Raw genomic sequence first — 24,175 nt, 5'->3', positions numbered from 1 at the left:
CGTATCCGCCCGTCCCGGCACCGAGTGCAGTGCGACGGCCCGCCGCCGGACGGCCGCTGTCCCGCCCGGCCACCGTCCCTCACGCGCGTCGCGGAGGGCGGCCGGCCTCCCAGGCCGCCTCGATCATCCGGAAGATCTCGTCCACCGCGGCGTCCGGATCGGCCGCCTCGCGGGCCAGCGAATAGGCGTCGATCACGAACCTCGCGAGCGTCCGGCAGGCCGTGGTGGCCGGTGGCAGGCCGAGGTCGGCAGCGATGGCCGTGGCCAGCGCCTCCGCGTGGCGCAGCCGCATCGACTCCTCGTACTCCCGCAGGGCGGGGGACGCCTCGATCATGTGCCAGATCGGGGCGGCGCCGTCTCCGGTGCAATGCCGTACCAGGGCCAGGATCTCGTGGCGCAGCGCGGGCAGGAGCGGCTCGTGCGGCGCCCGGTCGGCGACCGCCCGGGTGAGGCGTTGCTCGAAGTCCGCGTCCTGCTCGAACACCAGGGCCTCTTTCGAGGCGAAGTGGGAGAAGAGCGTGGTGACGGCCACGTCGGCCTCGGCGGCCACGTCACGGATACCCACCGCGTCGTACCCGCGTTCCAGGAAGAGCCGCAGGGCGGTGTCGGCGATCTTCTGACGGGTCGCGGCCTTCTTGCGCTCACGGCGCCCGGGCGGCTCGGTCATTCCTTGATGCTAACAGGTGCATTGTCATACCTGTTTCAAAACGCTAACCGTTAGCGTTACGGTCGGCGGCATGAAGAGAGTGAGCTTCGCCGTGTTCGGCGGTCCGGACGTGCTGCGACTTGAAGACGCCGAGGAGCCCCACGCGGGCCCCGGCCAGATACGCGTCGCCGTGCGGGCGGCGGGCGTGAACCCCGTCGACTGGCGGATCCGTGAAGGCCAGTTCCAGAACGAGCGCCGTACGGTGCACCGGCCGATCGAGCTGCCCGCCGGGATCGGGCAGGACGCCTCCGGGGTGGTGGACGAGGTCGGCGCGGGCGTCGAAGGGGTCGAGACCGGCGACCGGGTGTTCGGCAGAGGATCGAACACCTACGCCGAGTTCGCCGTGCTGGGGGCCTGGGCCCGGATGCCCGAGGGCCTGACGTTCGAAGAGGCGGCCGGCTACCCCTCCGTGGTGGAGACCGCGCTGCGCGTCATCCGCGAGGCCGGGGTCCGGTCCGGGCAGACGCTGCTGGTCAGCGGCGCGTCCGGGGGAGTCGGATCGGCGGTGCTCCAGATCGCCCGGGACCGCGGCATCACGGTGATCGGCACGGCCGGGGCCGCGAACCAGGACTATCTGCGCGGTCTGGGTGCCCTCGCCACGACGTACGGCGAGGGCTGGGTCGAGCGGGTCCGGCAGCTCGGCCGCGTCGACGCGGCCCTCGACCTGGCCGGTTCAGGGGTGATCCGCGAGCTCGTCGAGCTGACCGGAGACCCGCAAAAGGTCATCTCCATCGCCGATCTCGACGCGCCGGAGTTCGGAGCCCGGTACTCCGGCGTGTCCGGGGACAAGGCGGCTGCGCTCGCCGAGGCGGCCGGTCTCATCTCGCGGGGGAAGCTCCGCATTCCGGTCGAGAAGGCGTATCCGCTCGCCGAGGCCGCGGCGGCGCACGCCGACAGCCAGGCCGGTCACACGCGCGGGCGCCGGGTCATCGTCGTCTGAGCCGGTCTGCGCGGTCGCGCGGCCCGGCGCATCCCCTTCCTCGGCGGTGGTGAACGTGCTTCCCGCCGCCGAGGCCGCCGCGGCGGCGGGCCTCCACGCTCTGCCCGCCGGGCGCCGGCTCGCCTCACTCCTCGGCGTAGGTCGCCCGCAACTCCTCGCGCATCGACCGCTGGAAGGCCGTCACCAGCGCCTGCACCACCATCGGCTGCATATGCGCGGAGAGCGACTTCATCGATTCCACCTGCTCCGGGTCCGACTCGCGTGCCCGGTACGGGCCCCACACCTGGTCGTGGAAGAGCCGGGTCAGCTCGCGCGCCGCCGCGCGCGTGTGGTCCTGGACGACGGCGCGGGCGGCGAGCAGCGTTTCCAGCGAGATGGGCACGTCCAGCAGCCGGATGCCCAGGTGGAGGACGGCCGGGTCGACCCGGAACGCGTCGGGTTCCGCGGTGCGTTCCAGGACGTCCATCGCCGCCAGCCGGTCGATGTCGTCCTCGCTCAGCGCCCGGCCCGCGCGGCGCTCCAGCTGGGCGCGGGTGGCCTCCTCGGCGGAGTCCGGCGACCAGGAGGCGACCAGCGCGCGGTGGATGGCGAGGTCGTGCGCGCTGAGATCGTCGGGCAGCCGGGCGAGGTAGCGCTCGATGGCGGCCAGCGTCATGCCGTGGTGCTGGAGTTCTTCGATCAGTGCGAGCCGGGACAGGTGGGCGGCGCCGTACCGGCCGACCCGGCGCGGGCCGATCGCGGGCGGCGGGAGCAGTCCGCGGGTGCTGTAGAAGCGGACGGTCCGTACGGTCACGCCGGCGCGGGCGGCCAACTCGTCGACGGTGAGCGTCGGTTCTTCCCCGGTCCCGGTGGCCATGCCGCGCCTCACTTCCCTCGCTGCGTCCGCGCGGGTGCCCGCGCCCCCTCGGCCGCCGCGTTCCGCGGCGTGGTCCGTGTTCAACAGTATTGCTGTCTCACCAGCCCTGTGAAACCTTCCGGGGCGTACGGAGCCTGGGGAGCCCCCTTCAGCGGCACCTCGGCGCCACACCGGCCACCGGCCGGCGGACGGACGCCCTCCGCAGGCGAGTGGCGATTTCCGGCCACCGCCGACCGGAATGCGTTCCCCGTTTCGCTCTTCTGGGTGAGGGTCGATGACCGGAGCGTGGCGAATTGCTGGGTCTGAACGAGGGGCGTCGGCGCGGCATTCCGGGCATTCCCGGACGGATTATTGATGTCTTATACACGCTGTGATCCAGCACACAGACGAGGGGGCGGCTCTGGGGGAAGGTGTGCCGTCGGCCGGACTTCGCGTGACCCGTGGGGCCGCGCCGTCGGCTCCATCGCCTGCCCGAAAGCGAGATGAACCAGCTGTGAGCACGGAAACCGTCCAGGAACACGCCCACAGGCCACCGGACGGGGGGACGGCCGGAACCGCGCAGGACGCGGGCGACGCCGGATACAGCAAGGGCCTCAAGGGCCGGCACATCAACATGATCGCGATCGGTGGGGCGATCGGCACCGGCCTGTTCCTGGGGGCGGGCGGCCGGCTCGCCTCCGCCGGCCCCGCCCTCGCCGTCGCGTACGCGGTCTGCGGCCTGTTCGCGTTCTTCGTCGTCCGGGCCCTGGGCGAACTGGTGCTGCACCGACCGTCGTCGGGCTCCTTCGTCTCGTACGCCCGCGAGTTCCTGGGGGAGAAGGGCGCCTACGTCGCGGGCTGGATGTACGTCGTCAACTGGTCCACGACCGGGATCGCCGACATCACCGCCATCGCGCTCTACACCCACTACTGGAGCCTGTTCACCGCCGTCCCGCAGTGGGTGATGGCGCTGATCGCGCTCGCGGTGGTGCTGGCCATCAACCTCATCTCGGTGAAGATCTTCGGTGAGATGGAGTTCTGGTTCGCGATCATCAAGGTCGCGGCGCTGGTCGTCTTCATGTTCATCGGGATCTTCCTGCTGGCCACCCAGCACCCGGTGGGCGGCGCCACCCCCGGCCTCAGCCTGATCACCGACCACGGCGGCTTCTTCCCGACCGGCCTGCTGCCCGTGGTGATCGTGCTCCAGGGCGTGGTCTTCGCCTACTCCGCCGTCGAACTGGTCGGCGTGACCGCGGGTGAGACCAGCGAGCCGGAGAAGGTCGTGCCCAAGGCCGTTAACTCGATCATGTGGCGGGTGGGCGTCTTCTACGTCGGCTCGGTCATCCTGCTCGCGCTGCTGCTGCCGTGGAACAAGTACACCGGCTCCGAGAGCCCCTTCGTGACCGTGCTGTCCAACGTCGGCGTACCGGCCGCGGGCGACGTGATGAACCTCGTGGTGCTCACCGCCGCCATGTCCAGCCTCAACTCCGGCCTGTACTCGACCGGCCGCATCCTGCGCTCGATGTCGATGGCCGGCTCGGCGCCGAAGTTCGCCGCCCTGATGAACCGCAACCAGGTGCCGTACGGCGGCATCATGCTCACCTCCGCGGTGTGCGTGCTGGGTGTCGGGCTCAACTACCTGGTGCCCGGCAAGGCGTTCGAGATCGTGCTGAACATCGCGGCGCTCGGCATCATCAGCACCTGGTGCACGATCATGATCTGTCACCTGGTCTTCGTCCGCCGCTCCCGTGCGGGCCTGGTGGAGCGGCCCCGCTTCCAGCTGCCGGGCACGCCCGTCACCGACATCGTGACCATCGTCTTCCTGGTCGGCGTGGTCATCCTGATGGCCTTCGACAGCGAGGGCGTGGGGCAGCAGACCGTGATGCTGGTGCCGGTCATCGGCGCGGCGCTGTGGGCGGGCTGGTACGCGGTCCGCGGCCGGGTCGCCCGGATCGCGGCCGAGCGCGAGCGGGCCGCGGCGGCGGCCGGCGGCGCGCTGGGCAAGGAGTGACCGCGGGGCCGTGACGTACGGCGAAGGGCGGTCGTGTGGCTCGCACACGACCGCCCTTCGCCATACCGCCGCGTGCCTCAGGCGCCCGCCGCCTTCTCCGCCTGCGCGGTGCGGTCGGCCGCGCGCCGGATGACCGTGGTCAGCACCGTGACCGCACAGGTCAGGACGACCGAGACCAAGGTGGTCCACATGGCGGCACGGGCGTGCGCCGCGGTGTCCGGCGCGGTGCCGGCCAGGGCGAAGAAGGCCGCCCCGATGATCGCGACACCGGCGGCGCCGCCGAACTGCTGGGCGGTGGTGAGCACCCCGGCCCCGGTACCGGCCCGCCGCGCCGGCACCCGTACCAGGGAGGCGCCGATCAGCTGGGGGAACGTGAGCCCGTTGCCCACCCCGGCCACCGCCATGGTGAGCATCACCCAGGGCAGCGCCCCGCCGTCCGGCCGGAGGGCGAGCACGAGGGTGAGCGCCGCCAGACCGGTCACCGTGACGACACTGCCCAGTTGCAGGACGCGCAGGCCGTAGCGCTGCACCAGCGGGCGGCTGAGCAGCGAGCTGCCCGCGAAGCAGATGCCGGTCGGCGCGAAGGCCAGCCCCGCCGCGAAGGGCCCCAGCCCGAATCCGCCCTGGAGCAGCAGCGTCAGGGTGAACATCAGACTCGCCCAGTACGCCATGAAGGCGGCCTGGGCCACCACACCGGCCAGGTAGGACCCCTCGCGGAACAGCGCGAGGTCCAGGACCGGGTCGCCGCCGCGGGCGGTCAGCCTCCGTTGCCAGTACACGGTGGCCGCGCCCACCGGCACGGCGGCCGCCAGACACAGCCACGTCCAGACCGGCCAGCCGGCGGTCCGGCCCATCGCGAGCGGCACCAGCACCAGGCCGAGCGCCACTGCGACGCCGCTCGCGCCCAGCAGGTCCAGCCGGGCCCGGCGGGCGGGGCGTACCGCGGGCAGGTACCGCAGTGACAGCACCGCCGCGACCACGCCGATCGGCACGTTGACCAGGAACAGGATCCGCCAGCCCAGCCCCAGGACGTCGGCGTCCAGCAGCAGTCCGCCCAGCACCTGGCCGGCGACCGAGGCCGACCCGCCGGCGACGCCGTACCAGGCCATCGCCCGGCCCCGGGCGTGCGCCGGGAACGAGGCGGTGATCGTGGCGAGCACCTGCGGCACCATCACCGCCCCGGCGAACCCCTGGAGCAGCCGGGCGCCGACCAGCTGGGCCGGGCTGACCGCGATGCCGCACAGCAGCGAGGTGACGGCGAAGGCGGCCAGGCCCGCGACGAACGTGCGCCGGTACCCGAACAGATCGCCCAGCCGGCCACCGGTGATCATGCCGCTGGCGTACGCGAAGGCGTAGCCGCCGACGATCAGCTCCAGCGCGGCGGGCCCGGTGTGCAGGTCCTGTTCGAGTGAGGGTGCGGCGACGTTGACCACGAAGAAGTCGAACTGCGCCATGAACCACGCGGACAGCAGGACGGCCAGCAGCGGGCCCGGGCGCGGCACGGCGGGGGGAGAGGGCCGTACGCCGGCCCGTGGATCAGCGGATAACTCGGTCACGGCAGCATCCTGGACCCTAAGTGTCCAGGAAGACAAGCCGCGCCCCGGTCCGGTGCCCCCGGCCGCCGTCCGTGCGCCGCCCCCGCGCCGGTCCGGATCTCAGCCCGCCACCAAGGGGTAGTGGTCGGAGAGATTGGTGTACGTGTAGTCCCTGCCCCAGCTCGACACCGTCCAGGGCGCGGACTGCTCCTTGACGACCTGGTTGTGCCAGGCGGCGGGCCGGGCGTGGCCGCCGCGGTGCAGGACGTGGTCCAGGTCCTCGCGGGGATCGTCCGGGTAGCGGTACTTCGCGACGGAGTTCTCCCGGGTGTCGAAGGAGTACGGGTGCCCGGTGCGCGTGTCGGCCGCCACCAGGCCGGCGTCGGCGAGCATCGAGGAGAACTCGGGGCTGCGGCCGTCCACGTTCAGGTCACCGGCGACCATGACCTGTTCGTCCGCCGGAATGTGCTTGGCGTCCAGGAAGGCGTCGATCTCCTTGAACTGCCTGGACCGTACCGCCGCCGCTTCTCCCGCCTTGCAGCCCGGGTCGGTGGACTGGGTGTGCGTACCGACCACGTGCACCTTGGCGCCGCGTACGTTCAGCACCGCGTAGGCGAAGCCCTTGTTGGACCAGTAGTCGGAGCCGCACGCGTCCTTGAAGACGTACTGTTCCTTCCGGATCACCGGCCAGGCGCTGAGCACGGTGACACCGCCGTCCTCGGGCGTGGTGGCGGAGTACGCCCCGCCCGTGGCGTCCCAGCCGCTCTTCCCGCGCCCGACGACCGGGGTCTGGTACGGATACCGCGCCGCCGCGGCCGACTTCAGCGCGTCGGACGACGCGTTGTCGAAGGCTTCCTGGAGCACCACGACGTCCTGACCGCGGAAGAAGTCCGCGGCGGGTATCGCCCCGGCCCGGTGGTCCTGCCCCCAGTTGGGGTAGAGGTTCTTGCTCATGAGGAAGACGTTGTACGAGAGCACCTTCACCGCGGGGGCCGCGGCCGGGGCCGGAGCGGCCGACGCCGCGGGGGCCGTGGCGAGGAGCGTCGACGCGGCCAGTACGGCGGCCAGCGTCGCGCCGGCCGCGGCCCGGGGGGAGCGGCGTGGGGTGCGGTGCGGCATGGGAACTCCCGATCGTGGTGGGGGGCATGAACCGCCGCACAGTGAACCAGGCTCACTTACTTCTGAGTAGCCTCCGTGTGATGCCGAGATGTACGCGCTGTGGCAGATGGGTTGTTGCTGTCGTCGCAGATGACGTGGACGCAAACCACACGTCCGAGTGGCATCTCGCGGGACTTGGGCGCGAAAAGGCCCGGCGCATCGCGCCGGGCCCCTTCCGTACGTCATCCCCGCACGGTTCAGTGACCGTGACCGTGGTCGTGGATGTGGTTCGTCGCCTGGATCGACTTCCAGGACTTCGGCTGGGCCGGAGCCTTGGCCGGGGCCGCGGCCCGGGCGCCGAGCGCCTTCTTCGCCGCCGGGGCCGAGGGCTTGACCGGCTGGAACAGCCAGGTGTCGAAGAGCCCGGCGAGCGGCTTGCCGGTCTTGCGCTCGGCGTACGCCACGAAGTCGTGCACCGAGGCGTTGCCGTACTTCCGGTCGGTGGGCCAGGACTTCAGGAGCCCGAAGAACGCCTGGTCGCCGACGGTGTTGCGGAGCGCCTGGAGGGCGAGCGCGCCCCGGTCGTAGACCGCGCCGTGGAACTGGTTGTCCGGGCCCGGGTCGCCCGGCTTGACCTTCCAGAACGGGTCGTCGGCCGGGTGCTGGGCGTACACGTAGTCGGCCAGTTCCTGGCCGGTGCCCTCGCCCTCCTTCTCCGACCACAGCCACTGGCTGTAGCGGGCGAAGCCCTCGTTGACCCAGATGTCCTTCCAGTCCTTGACGGAGACGCTGTCGCCGTACCACTGGTGGGCGATCTCGTGCACCACGACGGAGACGTTGGTGCCGTTGGCGAACGCCTCCTTGCCGTAGAACGGGCGGGTCTGCGTCTCCAGCGCGTACCCGGCCTTCACGTTCGGCACGTACCCGCCGACGGAGTTGAACGGGTAGGGGCCGAAGACCGACTCCAGCCACTCCGTGACCTCGGTGGTGCGCTCGATGCTCGCGCGCGCCGAACCCTCGTAGGGGCCGAGGTCGGTGCTGACGGCGTTGATCACCGGCAGGCCGCTGGCCGTGGTGTCCTTGGTGACGTCGAACTTGCCGACCGCGAGCGTGGTCAGGTACGTCGCCTGCGGCTTGTCCGAGCGCCAGTTGAAGCGCGTCCAGCCGAGCTTGGAGGACTGGGACAGCAGGACGCCGTTGCTGAGCGCCTGGTTGCCGTCCGGCACCGAGACGGATATGTCGTACGTCGCCTTGTCGGTCGGGTGGTCGTTGCTCGGGAACCACCACACGGCGGCGTCCGGCTCCTGGGCGATCACCCCGCCGTCGGGCGTACGGTGCCAGGCGGAGAAGCCGTCGATCTTCAGCTCGGACGGCTTGCCCGCGTAGCGCACCACGACGCTGATCTGCTTGCCCTTGGGCAGCGGCGCGGCCGGGGTGACCTCCAACTCGTGCTTGCCGGAGGTGGCGAAGGACGCCTTCTTGCCGTTGACGCGTATCTCGCTGACCTTCAGGCCGAAGTCCAGGTTGAAGCGGCTGAGGTCCTGCGTGGTCTTGGCGAGCAGCGTCGCCGTGCCCTCCAGCAGGTCCGTCTTCGGCTGGTATTTCAGCCGCAGGTCGTAGTGGGAGACGTCGTACCCGCCGTTACCGCTCTCGGGGTAGTAGGAGTCGCCCGCGCCCGGAGCGCCGGGTGTGTAACCGGCCGCGGAAGCCGGGATCGCCAGCAGCATGCTGAGGGCGGCCGCACCCGGAACGATGAGTCTGTGACGCACGAAATCCTCCAGCTGGTAGGGGAGGTGAGCCCGTTCGGCTCGTCAGCTCTTCAGGTGTTCAGACCTTATGTACTCGGAAGCCACCCGTCATGTCCATGGCCCCATCTGACACATGACCGACATCAGCACGACACAGGACGTACCGGTGCCCACCCGGCACGGCAGTCCCCGCGGACACTCCCGCCGCCCGCGCACTCTTACGCACAGGAGTTCCCCCGCGCTACCGTCCGCCCGTGACCAATAGCGCGCGGATCACCCGCATCCCCTGGAAAGCGCTCGTGACGGCGCTCACGGCCGCCCTGCTGTCCACGCTCATCGGCCCGGTCTCCGCCGCCCAGGCCGCGCCCGGTGGATCCAGACCCGTGTACTCCTACGACCGTGCGATACGCGAATCGGTCTGGGTGGACACGGAGACCGACGGCGACTCGGACGGGCGGACCGACCGGGTCGCCGTCGACATCGTGCGGCCGCGCGAGCCCGCGCAGCAGGGCCGCCGGGTCCCTGTGATCATGGATGCCAGCCCGTACTACTCCTGCTGCGGGCGCGGCAACGAGAGTCAGAAGAAGACCTACGACAGTGCCGGACGGCCGGTGCGGTTCCCGCTCTTCTACGACAACTACTTCGTGCCGCGCGGCTATGCGACGGTGCTGGTCGACCTGGCGGGCACCAACCGTTCGGACGGCTGCGTGGACGTCGGCGGGCGCTCCGACATCCAGTCCGCGCGCGCCGTGGTCGACTGGCTCAACGGCCGGGCGCGCGCCTACGACTCCCGTACCGGCGGCAAACGTGTCACCGCCGCCTGGTCCGACGGCAACACCGGCATGATCGGCAAGAGCTGGGACGGCACCATCGCCAACGGCGTCGCCGCCACCGGCGTCGAGGGCCTGAAGACCATCGTGCCGATCGCCGCCATCTCCTCCTGGTACGACTACTACTTCGCCAAGGGCGCCCCGCTGTACAACTCCGGCCCCGACCGGCTGGCCGACCGCGTCGAAAGCCCCGAGGCGCGCCTGCGCTGCGCGGCGATGCAGAAGAAGCTCGTCGAGGGCGCCCCGCGCACCGGCGACTGGACCCGGCTGTGGACCGAGCGCGACTACGTCAAGAACGCGGAGAACGTCACCGCCAGCGTCTTCGCCGTCCACGGCATGCAGGACCTCAACGTCCGCACCAAGCACTTCGGCCAGTGGTGGGACGCGCTCGCCGACAACGGCGTCGAGCGCAAGGTCTGGCTCTCCCAGACCGGCCACGTCGACCCGTTCGACTTCCGCCGGGCCGACTGGGTGAAGACCCTGCACCGCTGGTTCGACCACTACCTGATGGGCTACGAGAACGGCATCGACGAGGAGCCGATGGCCGACATCGAGCGCGCCCCCGACCGGTGGACCACCGACCGCGTCTGGCCCGCCGCCGGCACGTCGGCCACCACCGTACGGCCGCGCAACGGGGCACTGCCCGGCGTCGGCGAACTCGGCACCCGGCGCGCGCCGCACGGCGCCACCGAAACCTTCACCGACGACGCGCGGCTGGACGAGGCCGACTGGGCGGCACAGATCGACACATCGACGCCCGCGAAGGCCGGGTTCACCACCAAGCCGCTCGCCAAGCCCCTCCGCCTGTCCGGCTCGGGCAAGGTCACCGTCACCGCCACACCCAGCACCACCACCGCCCACCTCTCCGCCGTCCTGGTGGACCTCGGCCCCGACACCATCCGCAACTACGGCGCCGCCGGCGAGGGCATCACCACCCTCGCCGACCGCACCTGCTGGGGCGCGAGCACCGCCGGTGACAGCGCCTGCTACAAGGAGACGGAGGCCGACACCCTGCGCGTCGGTCACACCGTCTTCAGCCGCGGCTGGGCCGACCTGGGCAACTGGGCGGACCCGGGCAAGGGCCGTCCGCTGACCCCCGGCAAGCGCTACACGATCACCCTCGACCTGGCCGCGAGCGACCACGTCGTGCCCGCCGGGCACCGGCTCGCGCTCATCATCGCCGGTACGGACGCCGGCCTGATCGACCCGCCGTCCACCACCCCGCGGCTCACCCTCGACCTGGACCGCACCGCCGCCCGTCTGCCCGTCGTCGGCGGGAGCAAGGCGCTGGCCGCCGCCACGGCCGGCACCGGCGGACCGGCCGGTGTCGCGCCCGCGCCCGCGACCGGCGTCGAGCCGCGCGTGCCGAGCGGCATCCCCGGCGCGCGCTGACGGCACGGCGGGGACCGGGACACCGCGCCCGGTCCCCGCCGTACGCCCGCCCCTCCTCCACCGTTCGCCCCACCGACCGACACCGGAGGCACCCCCTCGTGACATCCCTCTCCCGCGGCCTCGCCCTGACCGCCGCGCTCACCACGGCCCTGCTGGCCGCACCGCTCGCCCCGCCCGCCGGGGCGGCCGGCCCGGACCTCCCCCGCACCGGCTTCGAGACCAGCAAGGGCGCCCGCTGGACCACCCAGCCGGAGGAGCAGGACTTCCTCGCCGCCGTGGACCGGGCGAGCGACCGGGTCCGTACCGACCGGATCGGCACGACCGCGCAGGGCCGCCCGCTCCAGCTGGTACGGATCGGCGCACCGGCCCCCGCGCGCCCCGACGCCGTACGGCACGGCAACGCGGTGCTGCTCATCTGCTCGCAGCACGGCGACGAGCCGTCCGGGCGCGAGGCGTGCCTGTCCGCCGTCCGCGACCTGGCCTTCGCCGGCGACCGGGCCACCCGCCGCTTCCTGGAGCGCACCAGCGTGCTGGTCGTACCGACCGCCAACCCGGACGGCCGGGCCGCGGACACCCGCGGCAACGCCGCCGGGGTGGACATCAACCGCGACCACCTCGCCCTGAAGACCGCCGAGGCCCGCGCGCTCTCCGCCGTACAGCGCGACTACCGCCCGGACATCGTCTACGACCTGCACGAATACGGGCCCACCGTGCCGTATTACCTGAAAGACGTGCTGTCCCTGTGGCCGCGCAACCTGAACACCGCCCGCGCGGTGCACCGGGAGGCCACCACCCTCTCCGAGGAGTACGTCCGCCCGGCCGCCGCCCGGGCGGGCTTCAGCACCGGGATCTACGGCATCTGGACCGACCCGGAGACCGGTGAGCCGGTCAAGCAGGTGGCCGGTGACGGCCAGGAACGCATCCTGCGCAACACCGCCGGGGTGAAGAACTCCGTCGGGCTGCTCGTGGAGACCCGGGTCGACGCGCTGACCGACGCCGAGAAGGCCGATCCGGCGCTCAACAACCGCCGCCGCGTCACCTCGCAACGGGCCGGACTGAAGGGCCTGTTCGATTTCGCCGGGGAGCGCCGGGCCCGGATCGAGCCCGCCACGGCCCGTGCCCGGCTGGCCGGTTACGCCGACCGGGGGCCGGTCTACCTCGGCGGCGCGGACAACGAACCGCCCGCGGCCGGTGAGATACTGCGCGACCCACCGTGCGCGTACCGCCTGGACGCCCGGCAGTACGCCGAGGTCGGGGACGAACTGGCGCTGCACGGCGTGTCGTTGCGCCGGACGGGCGAGGGCGGGGCCGTGGTGCCGCTGCGCCAGCCGCTGCGCGCCCTCGTCCCGCTGCTGCTGGACGGCCGGGCCGAATATCACCTTACGGCCGCGACTCCGCTCAAGGGCTGCTGAACGCGTCCCACCGTGTGGTAGGGGGTAACGGGTAGGGAAATTCTTGCCAATTGAAAGGGCGACACGTGTCGGAAACAGACAAGGACACGGGCGGCGGGGGAGGTGCGACGGTGCAGGCCGACCTCCCCGGCGCGCCGCACCGTACCGGCCCTCCGCAGACCGACCGCGTGGTCTTCGGCGTCACCGCGCTGCTCACCCTCGCCTTCATCGTCTGGGGGGCCACCTCCACCGAGTCGCTCAAGAGCGCCTCGTCGACGATGCTGGACTGGATCATCAAGAACGGCGGCTGGGCCTTCGTGCTCTCCGCCTCCGGTTTCGTGGTCTTCGCGATCTGGCTGGCCCTGAGCAAGTACGGCCGCATCACGCTGGGGAAGGAGGGCGAGGAGCCGGAGTTCCGCACGGTGTCCTGGGTCGCGATGATGTTCAGCGCGGGCATGGGCATCGGTCTGATGTTCTACGGCGTCAGCGAGCCGCTGGGGCACTTCGGCAGCCCGCCCCCGGGCACCGACCCCAAGGACGCCGCGCAGGCCATGGACACGGCCATGGCCACCACGCTGTTCCACTGGACCCTGCACCCGTGGGCGATCTACGCGGTCGTGGGCCTGGCCATCGCGTACAGCTGCTTCCGGCGGGGGAGAAGGCAGACCATCAGCGCGGTGTTCATCCCGTTGATCGGCGAGCGGCGGGCCAACGGCTGGGGCGGACAGGTCATCGACATCCTCGCCATCTTCGCCACGCTCTTCGGCTCCGCCGCGTCGCTGGGACTCGGCGCGCTCCAGATCGGCAGCGGGATCAAGGTGCTCGGCTGGCTGGACAAGGTCAGCACCACCCTGCTCGTCGTCGTCATCGCCGTGCTGACCGTCGCCTTCGTCCTGTCGGCGGTCTCCGGCATCGCCCGTGGCGTCCAGATGCTGTCCAACATCAACATGGTGCTGGCGCTGATCCTGGCCGTCTTCGTCTTCGTCGTCGGGCCGACCATCCTTATCCTGAACATGCTGCCGACCTCCATCGGCACCTTCATCGGTGAACTGCCGCAGCTGGCCGGCCGCACCGAGGCCGGCAGCGGGGACAAGGTCGGTGAGTGGCTGCGCGGCTGGACGGTCTTCTACTGGGCGTGGTGGATCTCCTGGACGCCCTTCGTGGGCATGTTCATCGCCCGGATCAGCCGTGGGCGCACGATCCGGCAGTTCATCGGCGGGGTGATCCTGGTGCCGAGCCTGGTGAGCCTGCTGTGGTTCGCGGTGTTCGGCAGCTCCGCGATGCACCTGCAGGACGGGAAGAAGCTCTCCGGCGAGACCACGCCCGAGGGCCAGCTCTTCGACGTGCTCCACCAGTACCCGGTGGCCACCGTCACCAGTGTCCTGGTCATGGTCCTGGTCGGCATCTTCTTCGTCTCCGGGGCGGACGCCGCGTCCATCGTCATGGGCACGCTGTCGCAGAAGGGCTCCTTCGAACCGACCCGGCTCGTGGTGGTCTTCTGGGGCGTGGTCACCGGCGCGGTCGCCGCGATCATGCTGCTGATCGGCGGCGGGTCGGACGACGCGCTCACCGGACTGCGGGACCTGACGATCCTCGTCGCGGCGCCCTTCACCCTGGTGATGATCGCGATGTGCTGGGCGCTGATGAAGGACCTGCGCAAGGACCCGCTGATCGTCCGCGGGCAGAAGGGCGAGGAGGTCGTCGAACTGGCCGTGATCGCGGGCCACGAGCGCTACGACGGCGACTTCGAGATCCGCATCGGGCCGGGCAACGGCGCCGGGGCGGGAGCCGCCGGCCCGGCGCCGGCCGCCGGGACGCCGGCTGCCGAGGAGGGCAAGGCGTAACACCGGCCGCACGGCGGGGAACCATGGGGGAGGGCCGGCGCGCGACCGGCCCTCTTCTCATGCCGCGCTGTCCCCGGCCAGCCGCACCACCTCGTCCGCGCAGCCCCACGCCACCGTGACCCCCGCCCCGCCGTGCCCGTAGTTGTGCACGCACAGCGCGCCGCCGGGCAGCCGTTCGGCTTCGAGCCGTACGGCGGTGCGCCCCGGGCGCAGGCCCACCCGGTGGGCCAGGACGCGGGCGTGCGCCAGCTTCGGGTGGACGCGCGCGCAGCGCTCCACGATCGCGCGGGCGGTCGCCGGGTCCGGCTCCCGCGACCAGGCGCCCTCGCGCGCGGTACCGCCGAGCACCACGCCGTACGGCTGCGGCAGGATGTACGTGGTGGTCTCGGCGTGCCCGTCGGCCGACCCGAACCACTCCTCGATGCCCGGGTTCTCCGCGATCACCAGCTGCCCCTGCACCGGCTGGACCGCCACGTCCGGGACCAGCTCACGGGCGCCCAGCCCGGAGCAGTTGACGACCGTGCCGGCCTCCCGCCCGGCCTCCGCGAGCGAGGTGACCGGCCGCCGCTGCACCGTGCCGCCCGCCGCCGCCAACCGCCGCTCCAGGTAGTGCAGGTGGGACGGCATGTCCACCAGCGGCATGCACGCGCGCCACCCCGAGCCGTAGCCCGGCGGCAGCTCGTCCGGCGCGGCCCGCCGCAGCCCCGGGACCGCCGCGTGCCAGCCGTCGGGTCCCGCGTCCGGCCCGGCGTCCGGCACCGTGCCCGGGGCGTCGGCCATGGTGCCGGTGACCATCCGGACGCCGGTCTCCGCCGGGCGCTCCGCCAGCTCCGCGAGCACGTGGAAGGAGCGTACGGACCAGGCCACCGCCCGCTCCTCCGGCCGCACCCGGTAGGGCCAGCACAGGCCGCCCGCGACCGCGGAGGTGGTGTCCCGGGCCGGGTCGCGGCTGACGACCCGTACCTCGCGCCCGCTCTCCGCCAGTGCCACGGCGGCCGTCAGGCCGAGCACCCCGCCGCCGATCACGATCACATCGCTCGTCGTCATGCCAGGACGCTATCCGCTGCGTCCGCCGGGGGCGACGGGGCGGCGGGTGGCGGGGCCGGAGGGGACACGGCCGGGGCATGCCGCCGGGGTGCGGATGCCGGAGCGATACGGAATGTGCCCCTCCCGGCAGATTGCCGGAGCCGGGCTCATATCGCCGGTCGCATGGGGATACTCAGGACATGTCTGCGCACCACGCGACTTTCGCACTGGCCCCCGCGACACGCGCCGGAGCCGTGCTGTCCGACGGCGCGTACGAAGTCCACCGCGACTTCTGGGACTTCATCGTGGACGGCAGACCGCTCCTGCTGCGCCTGGCGGACCTCGACGCGGTCTCCCCGCTCGCCGCCGACCTCGGGCCGTCCCTGTTCACCGCGCACGTCCGGCGGCTGCTCCTGGAGGAGGCCGCCCCGCTCGCCGGCGGGCGCTACGTCCTGTACGGCTGCCCGGAGTGCGAAGGGCTGGAGTGCGGCGCGGTCACCGCCGTCATCGAGCGCGACGGCGCGGACGTGGTGTGGCGGGACTTCGCCTGGCAGACCGGGCAGACCGCGGATCTGCGGCGCGACGGCTATCCCGGCATCGGCCCGTTCCGCTTCGACGGCGCGCAGTACCGGGCCGCGCTGGAGCGCCTGCTGTCCGACGGCGGCCCGGCGCATGGCGCGGCGACCGCCCGGCGGGTCCTGCTGGTCGCACAGCGGGTCGCGCTGCCCGCCCGGCTGGCCGCCGCGCTGCGCGGCATCGGGATCGGCGCGGAGATCACCCGGGACGCGGCGGGCGCCTCGCCGGACGAACTGCGGTCCTACGGGGCGGTGGCCTTCGGCGGTGCGGTGGGGGAGGCGGAGCGGGAGGCGGTGCGCGCCGCGTTCGCGGCGGCGGGGTCCTCGGCGGTCTTCGTGGACCTGCCGGTGCCGGTCGTCCCGCTGCTCGTCGCGCGGATCGAGCAGGCCCTGGACCGCTGTCCGCAGGACCAGCGGCGCCTGCTGCGGCTGGCCGCCGCCCGGGGCGAGGTCACGGTCGAGACCGCCGTGCCGTGCCGGCTCACGCTCACCGCGTACCGGGTGGACCGCCTCGCGCGTGCCCGGACGGCCGAGCTGTTCGGGGGACGAGTGGGAGCGGGTACGCACCGGCTGGCGGTGGACGCGCGGGCGACGAAGGGCACGGCGTACGTCGTCGCCCGGACGAGCGGAAGCGTGCTGGTCGCGGCGGTGGCGGGGGAGTAGGCGCGGGCGGGGCGGGACGGGCAGACGGTGGGGGCGGGCCCGGGGACGTAGACGGAGCCGGACCGGGCCCGGGCGCAGGGTGGGGCTCGCTCGTTCGGTGCGGCTGAATGTGATCTTGACATCCCGGTAACCCGCACGTCCCGACGCGTACAAACAGGACCTTAAGCTGGGTGTCAGCACCGTCGGCCGATGACGCCCCTCGGACACCCGCCCCCGCCCCGCGCGCCGGGGCACGCCCATCCCATTGCCAGGCAGTACGTCCCGTTCCCACCGGGTACGTACCCATACGTTTCCCGCCCTCCGTCATCCGCCGTACCGAGGAGGCCCATGCCCCGCGCTCCGCGCGCCGTGCCCACCTGGCTCGCCCACCCCCTGCGCTGGCAGCGGCTGCCCGTCCCCTGGGCGGCCGTGGTCCGCGGCGCGCTGTGCGCGGGCCCGCTGCTCGCCGCCGGTGTGGCCACCGGCCATCCGGCGGCCGGCGTGCTGGCCGGGCTCGGCTCCATGCTCGCGGGTGTCAACGACCGCCCCGGCACCCGCCGCCGCGGCGTCGTGCACATCGGCCTGCCCGCCCTCGCGTCGGCGTTCGGCATGCTGCTGGGCGCCACGCTCCAGACGGTCGGCGCGGGCTGGTGGGTGGTGCCCGCGCTGTTCGCCGTGGGCTTCGTCTCGGGCGCGGGCAGCGTCGCCGGGCCGGTCCGCTCCAACGCGGGCATGCAGATGCTGGCCAGCACCATCCTCGGCGCGGGCATGCCGCTGTCCGGCGCGCCGTGGCTCAAGGCCCTCTACCTCCTGGCCGGCTGCCTGTGGCTGCTCCTGCTGCGCCTGGTCTTCCACCCGCCGCGCCCGGCCGGCGGACCGCTCAGCGGCGAGCGGGCCGCCGTCGCGACCGTCTTCGACGCGCTCGCGGACGCGCTGGCCGCCGTCGGCGGGCCGGGCGCCGAGGCGGCCCGGCGCCGCCTGACCGCCGCCCTCGACCGCGCCGACGAGGCGCTGCGGCTGCGCCGGCTGCTGCGCCGCCGGCCGCGTCCGGACGAGCGGCTGCTCGCCGAGCGGCTGGCCGCCGGCACCGCGCTGTGCGAGGCCAGCGTCGCGCTGCTGTGGGAGGCCCGGCCGCTGCCGGACCGGGTCACCGAGGGGCCGCGCCGCTTCGCCGAAGCGCTGCGCACCGGCCGTCCGCCGGGCCGGCTGCCCGCCCCGGAGACCAGCTCACCGGCGCGCGGCGCCTTCGACCGCGCGCTCCTGGACGCCGCGGTGGTCTTCGACCGTACGGAACCGGTGGACGCCGCCGGGGCCGACGGCGGGCCCGCGGCGATCTCCGGGGCGGTACCCGTCGATACGGGAACGGAAACGGAACCGGGGACGGACGGCGCGGAACCGGGGACGGACGGCGCGGAACCGGGGACGGACGGCGCGGAACCGGGGACGGACGGCTCGGGACCGTCCGCCGGGCCGAGCGGGTCCACCGGCCCCACCCATCCCACCGCCCCCACCCGGCCCCGCCCCACCTCCCGACAGCGCCGCTCCTCCCCACTGGCCCGGCTGATCGCGTCGGCCGGCGCGCGGACCCGGCCCGGCCGGAGCGTGCTCGGACCGGCCGGCCGCGACTACGGGCTGCGGGTCGGCCTGTGCATCGCGGTGAGCGCGGCGGTGGCCCTCGCGCTGCGCGCCGAGCACTGGTACTGGCTGCCCGCCACCGTCACCTTCCTTGTCAAGCCCGACCTGGGCCCGCTCTTCTCCCGTACGGTCAACCGCTTCGCCGGGACCGTCGCCGGCGTGCTGGTCTTCGCGGCGGCGGGGACACTGCTGGACGGCTGGTGGTGGCCGGCGCTGGTGGCCGGCGCGGGCGGCGCGCTGCTGCCGTTCGCCACCCGGCACTTCGCGTTGCAGACCGTCGCCATCACGCTGATGGTGCTGTCGTTCGTGCACGTCAGCGGTGATCCGCAGGCCGCGCTGGAGCGGATCGTGGACACCTCGGCCGCCTGCGCCATCGTGCTGGTCGTCGGCCATCTGCCGCGGCTCGCCGACCCGCGCCGCCGCGTCGGCCACCGGGTGACGGCCGCGCTGCGCGCCACCGGGACGTACCTGGGCGAGGTGCTGCGCACCGAGCCGGGGCACGACCGGGGCGAGCGGCTGGTGCGGCGCCGGGCGGCCTACCGGGCGCTGGGGGAGGCGCGCGCTGCGGCCGAGACCGCCGCCGCCGAACTCCTCGCGGCACGCGGCCGCAATCCCGACTGGCTGACCGTCGTCACCGCCGCCGAGCGCATCGTCGACGCGGCGACGGCCTGCGCGGTGCGGCTCGACCACGGCGCCCGCCGCCCCACCCCGCAGGAGGCGGGCCGCCTGTGCGAGGCGCTGACCGCGATGGCCGACGCCCTGGAGGACCCGGACCGGCCGGGCCCGCCCGCGCTGGCCGCGGAGATCCCGCCCGTACCGGGCTGCGCGACGCTCACGGACGTCGCCGCCGAACTGGAACGCATGCGCGGCTTCGCGGGGGCGGCCTGAGCGGTCCGCGGCCCGGTACGGGCCACCGGCCGGCGTGGTCCGCGACGGGCCGGCCGGCCCGGTCTGATCCCGCCGGCAGCGGGTAGGCGAGCCGCGGACGGGCGCCGGTGCGGCTGCCGCCGGCCGCCACCCGCTTGGCTCGCCGGGCATGCCGACGGTGCCGGGCCGGTGCGGTACTGGAGGGGCCGGGCGGCACCGCCGGGCGCCACCGAACCACCGATTCCGCGTGAGCCGGGAGCCAGCATGGATGACATGAGCACGGGTGACATGTCGGAGAATCGCCCCGAACGGGAGCGCAGGGCACAGCGCGCGGCGCAGGAGAGCGCCCCTGCGGCACGGGAGCGCAGCGCGAAGGAAGCCCCCGTGGGAGAAAGCTACGTCTCCGAGGAGAACGGCCGCTGGGTCAGCCACGTGGCGAAGCCGGGCACCGGCAGGCCCCGGCGGGGCCCCGGCCCGGTACCGCGCGAGGACGCGCCGGAGTGATCCGGCCGGGCTGAGCCCGCCCGGAGCCCGGACCCGTACGGCCGGAACCGGCGCCCGCCGGTCCCGGCCGTCTTCGGCTCAGCGTCCGCCGCGCTCCTTGCCGAGCAGCCCGGCCCGGCGCAGCGCGTCGGCCATGGCGCCGTTCGCCGGGGCCGCGTCGCGGGAGCCGCCACGGCGGTCGCCGCTCTGACGCTGCCGGGGCGTGCCGCCGCGCCGCTGGTCGCCGCGGTCCGGCCGGTCGCCGCGCCGCCCCTCGCGCGGGCCGCCCGCGCGCCGGCCGCCGTCGGCCGCGCCGCCGCCCTTGGCCGGTTCGTCGTCGAGCCGCAGCGTCAGGGAGATCCGCTTGCGCGGGATGTCCACGTCCAGCACCTTGACGCGCACGATATCGCCCGGCTTGACCACGTCCCGCGGGTCCTTGACGAACGTCCTGGACATCGCCGAGACGTGCACCAGGCCGTCCTGGTGGACGCCGACGTCGACGAACGCCCCGAAGGCGGCGACGTTGGTCACCACGCCCTCCAGGAGCATCCCGGCCGCCAGGTCGCCGATCTTCTCCACGCCCTCCTTGAAGGTGGCCGTCTTGAACACCGGGCGCGGGTCCCGGCCCGGCTTCTCCAGCTCCTGGAGGATGTCGGTGACGGTCGGCAGACCGAACGAGTCGTCCACGAAGTCGGCGGGCTTCAGCGAGCGCAGCACCGCCGTGTTGCCGATCAGCGAGGACACCTCGCCGCCCGCCGCCCGCACCATCCGGCGCACCACCGGGTACGCCTCCGGGTGCACGCTGGAGGCGTCCAGCGGGTCCTCGCCGTCCCGGATCCGCAGGAAGCCCGCGCACTGCTCGTACGCCTTCGGGCCGAGCCGCGCCACGTCCTTGAGGGCCTTGCGGGCGCGGAAGGGGCCGTTGGCGTCGCGGTGCGCGACGATGTTCTCGGCCAGCCCGGAACTGATGCCGGACACCCGCGACAGCAGCGGCGCGGACGCGGTGTTGACGTCCACGCCGACGCCGTTGACGCAGTCCTCGACCACCGCGTCCAGCGAGCGCGACAGCTTCACCTCGGACAGGTCGTGCTGGTACTGGCCGACCCCGATCGACTTCGGATCGATCTTGACCAGTTCGGCCAGCGGGTCCTGGAGGCGGCGCGCGATCGAGACCGCGCCGCGCAGCGACACGTCCAGATCCGGCAGTTCCTGCGAGGCGAACGCGGAGGCGGAGTACACCGAGGCGCCCGCCTCGGAGACCATCACCTTGGTCAGCTTCAGCTCCGGCTGCGCCGCGATCAGGTCGGCGGCCAGCTTGTCCGTCTCGCGGGACGCGGTGCCGTTGCCGATCGCGATCAGCTCGACGTCGTGCTCCCGGGCCAGCCGCGCCAGCGTGGCCAGCGACTGGTCCCACTTCTGCTGCGGGACGTGCGGGTAGATGGTCTCCGTCGCTGCCACCTTGCCGGTCGCGTCCACGACGGCGACCTTCACGCCCGTACGGAAACCCGGGTCCAGGCCCATCGTGGCGCGGGTGCCGGCCGGCGCCGCCAGCAGCAGGTCGCGCAGGTTGGCCGCGAACACCCGTACCGCCTCGTCCTCGGCGGCCTGCCGCAGCCGCAGCCGCAGGTCGATGCCGAGGTGGACCAGGACGCGGGTGCGCCAGGCCCAGCGGACGGTGTCCTGGAGCCACTTGTCGGCCGGCCGGCCGCGGTCGGCGATGCCGAACTTCCGGGCGATGGACTGCTCGTACGAGGAGACGCCCTCGACCGGCTCGGTCTCCGGCTCCAGCGCGAGGTCGAGGATCTCCTCCTTCTCGCCGCGCAGCATCGCCAGGATGCGGTGCGACGGCAGCGCGGTGAACGGCTCCGCGAAGTCGAAGTAGTCGGCGAACTTCGCGCCCGCCTCCTCCTTGCCCGCGCGCACCTTCGCCGCCACCTGGCCCCGCGACCACATGCGCTCGCGCAGCTCGCCGATCAGGTCGGCGTCCTCGCTGAACCGCTCGGTCAGGATCGCCCGCGCGCCCTCCAGAGCGGCGGCCGGGTCGGCGACGCCCTTGTCCGCGTCCACGAACGCCGCCGCCGCGGCCACCGGCTCCACCGAGGGGTCGCTCAGCAGGCCGTCCGCCAGCGGTTCGAGGCCCGCCTCGCGCGCGATCTGCGCCTTGGTGCGCCGCTTGGGCTTGAAGGGCAGGTAGATGTCCTCCAGCCGGGCCTTGGACTCCGCGCCGCGGATCCGCGCCTCCAGCGCGGCGTCCAGCTTGCCCTGGGACCGTACGGACTCCAGGATCGCGGTGCGCCGGTCCTCCAGCTCCCGCAGGTAGCGCAGCCGCTCCTCCAACGCGCGCAGCTGCGCGTCGTCGAGCATCTCGGTCGCTTCCTTGCGGTACCGGGCGATGAAGGGCACGGTCGAGCCGCCGTCGAGCAGTTCGACCGCGGCCCGCACCTGCCGCTCCTTGACGCCGAGCTCGTCGGCGATCCTCGCTTCGATGGATCCGATGGTCCCGGACGCCCCGTTGGCCTCGGTGGATGCCGTCACGTTGATTCCTGCCCCGCCTTCCAGCGCTTGCTTGAGCCTGCATTGTGCAGGTTGCCGGGCAGCACTGTCGCGCCACCCGGCCCACTGCCGCCAGGTGTGAGAAGCCGCACGCACCGGGCGCGGGGCGCGCGCGGCACGGGGACACACGTGGGGCGGGCGGGGCGGGGCATGCCTCGCGCCGGGGCCGCGGGCGGCCGTGAAGGGGCCCGGCGGCCGGGCGTGTCCGGGGATCGCGCGCCCGCCGCTCAGCCGTCGGTACGGCGCAGCACCAGGCTGACGAACCCCCAGCTGTCCCGGTAGTCGCGCAGCCATTCCGTACGGTGCGCCTCGGCCGCCGCGAGCGCTTCGGTACGGCCGGCACCGGCGGGGCGGTCCAGGGCCCACGACGCCAGCGACCCGGTCCAGGACCACTCGTAGTCGTCCAGTTCGCGGCGGGTGCTGAGGTGCCCGTGGACGGGGGTCCACCCGTCGGCGGCGATGCGTTCCACCGTGGCCGGCAGACCGGCGAAGTCGCCCAGCATCTCGACGGCCTCGCGGGACGGCGTACGTTCCCAGAAGCCGTCACCGATCAGGACCCGCCCGCCGGGGCCAGGTGGCCGCGCGCCGCCGCCAGGGTGGGCAGCAGGCCCCCGAAGGCGTGCGCGGCCCCGACGCTGAGCACCAGGCCGAACCGGTGCGGGGAGCGGAAGTCCGCGGCGTCCGCCCGGTGCAGGACGAGCCGGTCCGCGACGCCCCGCTCGACGGCGGCCGTACGGGCGTGCGCCAGGGATTCCGCGCTGATGTCCACGCCCTCGGCGCGCAGCCGCGGGTATGCGGCCAGCGCGCGCAGCAGCCACTCCCCGCCGCCGCAGCCGAGATCGAGTACGCGCTCGTCGCCGCGCGGCAGACCGTGTTCCAGCAGTTGCCGCACCGAGTCGTCGTCGAGGGGCGCCGCGATCGGGTGGCCGGTGTGGGCGATCCGGGAGATCCGTTGGCGGTTCACCGGTGCAGCGTGGCAGCGGCGGCCCGTCCCGCGCACCTGATTTCCCGTACGCGGAAGGGCGCCACACGGCGTCCCGCGGCGCTGGCAACCTCCGCAGGACGCCCGTGAGTCCGGCCCGTGCCGACGGCTCAGCTCTTGTTGAACAGCTCCTTCGGGAACGCGCCCGCCGCCACCGCGGTCTGCGTGAACCCGGTGGCCAGTTCGGTGAGCCGGGCCACGTCCGCCGCGCCCAGGTGCTCGTACGGCGCGCGGTCCAGCCGGTCGGTGGTGTCCTCCAGGTCCGCGCGCAGCGCGGTGCCCGCCTCGGTCAGGGCGCCCGCCTCGTCGAGGAGGCCGCGCCCGCGCAGCCGCTCCTCGGCGGCCTGCCACTCCTCCAGCGTCCAGCCGCGGGTCGCCAGCACCCAGGAGCGCTCCGCGCCGCGGTCGGTGGCGGTGTGGGTGACCAGGGCCTCCAGGCCGTCCAGCCCGGCGTCCAGCAGCGCCGCGAGGTGGCCGTCGCCGCGGTGCTCGCGCAGCAGCGTCGCCGCGTGCCAGTAGGCGAGGTGCGGGGCGTCCGGGACCGGCAGGTCGGCGTGCGCGGCGAACAGCGGACGGGCGTGCCGGGTGCCGGCCTCGGCGGCGCGCAGCGCCAGCCGGGCCGCCTCGGCCATCTCCGGCGACTCCACCGTCGCGTCGCCGAGCAGCCGCCGCAGGGTGCGGTCGGCGGCCCGCAGCCGCGCGGCCAGCACCTCCTCGGGCGCGGCCACCGTCCACACCTGCGGTATGTGACGGGCGACCAGCTCGTGCTTGAAGTTGTAGAAGGTCGCGGTGACGGTGCCGGCGCCCACCGCGCCCAGGGCCGCGGCCCGGGCGGCGAAGTAGGCGGCGCTGCGGTCCTCGACGCCGAGGGCGGCGAGTTCGGCCGGCAGGTCCGGGGAGAAGTAGACGGTCGAGTGCAGCGGGTTGACGACGTTGTGACAACGCCGGCCGGCGCGCTCGGGGAGCGAGGTCGTGGTGGTCATGCCCGCAGGTTACCGACCCGTTGGTATGGACGGGAGGGCAGGACCCGCGGCACACCCGGCGACGCCGCCCCGGCCGCGGCGGTGCGCGGTCCGCGGATC

General features: G+C 73.6%; 16 protein-coding genes and 1 pseudogene. 8 read left to right on the top strand and 9 right to left on the bottom strand.

The features are described from left to right. Window positions 1-79: 79 nt before the first annotated feature. Entirely contained in the window at window positions 80-667 is a 588-nt protein-coding gene (locus ACH4FX_RS05430; RefSeq protein ID WP_398475365.1) for a TetR/AcrR family transcriptional regulator, read from the bottom strand. A 70-nt stretch (window positions 668-737) separates the two neighbouring features. Between ACH4FX_RS05430 and ACH4FX_RS05425 the strand changes: the two genes are divergently transcribed. Then, window positions 738-1,646: an NADP-dependent oxidoreductase gene (locus ACH4FX_RS05425; RefSeq protein ID WP_398475363.1), complete on the top strand. Its 909-nt coding sequence runs from the start codon at window positions 738-740 to the stop codon at window positions 1,644-1,646. A gap of 124 nt (window positions 1,647-1,770) precedes the next feature. Here ACH4FX_RS05425 and ACH4FX_RS05420 read toward each other — a convergent pair whose 3' ends face one another. Then, window positions 1,771-2,502 carry a MerR family transcriptional regulator gene (locus ACH4FX_RS05420; RefSeq protein ID WP_398475361.1) on the bottom strand — a complete coding sequence of 244 codons (732 nt, stop codon included), beginning with the start codon at window positions 2,500-2,502 and terminating at the stop codon, window positions 1,771-1,773. A 493-nt stretch (window positions 2,503-2,995) separates the two neighbouring features. Between ACH4FX_RS05420 and ACH4FX_RS05415 the strand changes: the two genes are divergently transcribed. Then, window positions 2,996-4,492 (top strand): amino acid permease, encoded by a 1,497-nt coding sequence (locus tag ACH4FX_RS05415; protein WP_398475359.1) that lies wholly within the window; start codon window positions 2,996-2,998, stop codon window positions 4,490-4,492. 77 nt (window positions 4,493-4,569) lie between these two features. On the opposite strand, the gene ACH4FX_RS05410 is transcribed toward ACH4FX_RS05415, so the two are convergent. From ACH4FX_RS05410 to ACH4FX_RS05400, 3 genes are all read right to left on the bottom strand, one after another. Further along, window positions 4,570-6,048, bottom strand: a complete 1,479-nt coding sequence (locus ACH4FX_RS05410) for an MFS transporter (protein WP_398475357.1) — start codon at window positions 6,046-6,048, stop codon at window positions 4,570-4,572. Window positions 6,049-6,147: 99 nt separating this feature from the next. Then, window positions 6,148-7,146: a sphingomyelin phosphodiesterase gene (sph, locus tag ACH4FX_RS05405; RefSeq protein ID WP_398475355.1), complete on the bottom strand. Its 999-nt coding sequence runs from the start codon at window positions 7,144-7,146 to the stop codon at window positions 6,148-6,150. A gap of 236 nt (window positions 7,147-7,382) precedes the next feature. Then, window positions 7,383-8,894, bottom strand: a complete 1,512-nt coding sequence (locus ACH4FX_RS05400; RefSeq protein ID WP_398475353.1) for a M1 family metallopeptidase — start codon at window positions 8,892-8,894, stop codon at window positions 7,383-7,385. Between the two features lie 233 nt (window positions 8,895-9,127). Between ACH4FX_RS05400 and ACH4FX_RS05395 the strand changes: the two genes are divergently transcribed. The 3 genes from ACH4FX_RS05395 to ACH4FX_RS05385 all read left to right on the top strand — a co-directional run bounded on the left by ACH4FX_RS05395 (window position 9,128) and on the right by ACH4FX_RS05385 (window position 14,330). Further along, window positions 9,128-11,095 (top strand): Xaa-Pro dipeptidyl-peptidase, encoded by a 1,968-nt coding sequence (locus ACH4FX_RS05395; protein WP_398475351.1) that lies wholly within the window; start codon window positions 9,128-9,130, stop codon window positions 11,093-11,095. Window positions 11,096-11,193: 98 nt separating this feature from the next. Then, window positions 11,194-12,507 carry a M14 family metallopeptidase gene (locus ACH4FX_RS05390; protein ID WP_398475349.1) on the top strand — a complete coding sequence of 438 codons (1,314 nt, stop codon included), beginning with the start codon at window positions 11,194-11,196 and terminating at the stop codon, window positions 12,505-12,507. 65 nt (window positions 12,508-12,572) lie between these two features. Next, window positions 12,573-14,330: a BCCT family transporter gene (locus ACH4FX_RS05385; protein ID WP_398475347.1), complete on the top strand. Its 1,758-nt coding sequence runs from the start codon at window positions 12,573-12,575 to the stop codon at window positions 14,328-14,330. A gap of 57 nt (window positions 14,331-14,387) precedes the next feature. Here the strand turns inward: ACH4FX_RS05385 and ACH4FX_RS05380 are convergent, their stop codons facing one another. Further along, window positions 14,388-15,377 carry an FAD-dependent oxidoreductase gene (locus tag ACH4FX_RS05380; protein WP_398475345.1) on the bottom strand — a complete coding sequence of 330 codons (990 nt, stop codon included), beginning with the start codon at window positions 15,375-15,377 and terminating at the stop codon, window positions 14,388-14,390. 179 nt (window positions 15,378-15,556) lie between these two features. Here ACH4FX_RS05380 and ACH4FX_RS05375 point away from each other — a divergent pair, with 179 nt between their 5' ends. The 3 genes from ACH4FX_RS05375 to ACH4FX_RS05365 all read left to right on the top strand — a co-directional run bounded on the left by ACH4FX_RS05375 (window position 15,557) and on the right by ACH4FX_RS05365 (window position 19,579). After that, on the top strand, window positions 15,557-16,594 hold the full coding sequence (locus ACH4FX_RS05375) for an oxidoreductase (RefSeq protein ID WP_398475343.1): 1,038 nt from the start codon (window positions 15,557-15,559) through the stop codon (window positions 16,592-16,594). Between the two features lie 327 nt (window positions 16,595-16,921). Further along, window positions 16,922-19,096, top strand: coding sequence for an FUSC family protein (locus ACH4FX_RS05370; protein ID WP_398475342.1), 2,175 nt, complete (start codon window positions 16,922-16,924; stop codon window positions 19,094-19,096). A 252-nt stretch (window positions 19,097-19,348) separates the two neighbouring features. After that, on the top strand, window positions 19,349-19,579 hold the full coding sequence (locus ACH4FX_RS05365; protein ID WP_398475340.1) for a hypothetical protein: 231 nt from the start codon (window positions 19,349-19,351) through the stop codon (window positions 19,577-19,579). Between the two features lie 78 nt (window positions 19,580-19,657). On the opposite strand, the gene ACH4FX_RS05360 is transcribed toward ACH4FX_RS05365, so the two are convergent. The 3 genes and pseudogenes from ACH4FX_RS05360 to ACH4FX_RS05350 all read right to left on the bottom strand — a co-directional run bounded on the left by ACH4FX_RS05360 (window position 19,658) and on the right by ACH4FX_RS05350 (window position 24,076). Then, window positions 19,658-22,093, bottom strand: a complete 2,436-nt coding sequence (locus ACH4FX_RS05360) for a Tex family protein (RefSeq protein WP_398475338.1) — start codon at window positions 22,091-22,093, stop codon at window positions 19,658-19,660. Window positions 22,094-22,338: 245 nt separating this feature from the next. Further along, window positions 22,339-23,075, bottom strand: a pseudogene (locus ACH4FX_RS05355) (SAM-dependent methyltransferase). Between the two features lie 128 nt (window positions 23,076-23,203). Next, window positions 23,204-24,076, bottom strand: coding sequence for a hypothetical protein (locus ACH4FX_RS05350; protein ID WP_398475336.1), 873 nt, complete (start codon window positions 24,074-24,076; stop codon window positions 23,204-23,206). Window positions 24,077-24,175 lie beyond the last annotated feature (99 nt).

Source organism: Streptomyces sp. NPDC018019, from assembly GCF_044327805.1.
Classification (GTDB): Bacteria; Actinomycetota; Actinomycetes; order Streptomycetales; family Streptomycetaceae; genus Streptomyces.
The sequence above is the reverse complement of the archived record's forward strand: the minus strand, read 5'-3'. Positions and strand labels throughout refer to the sequence as shown.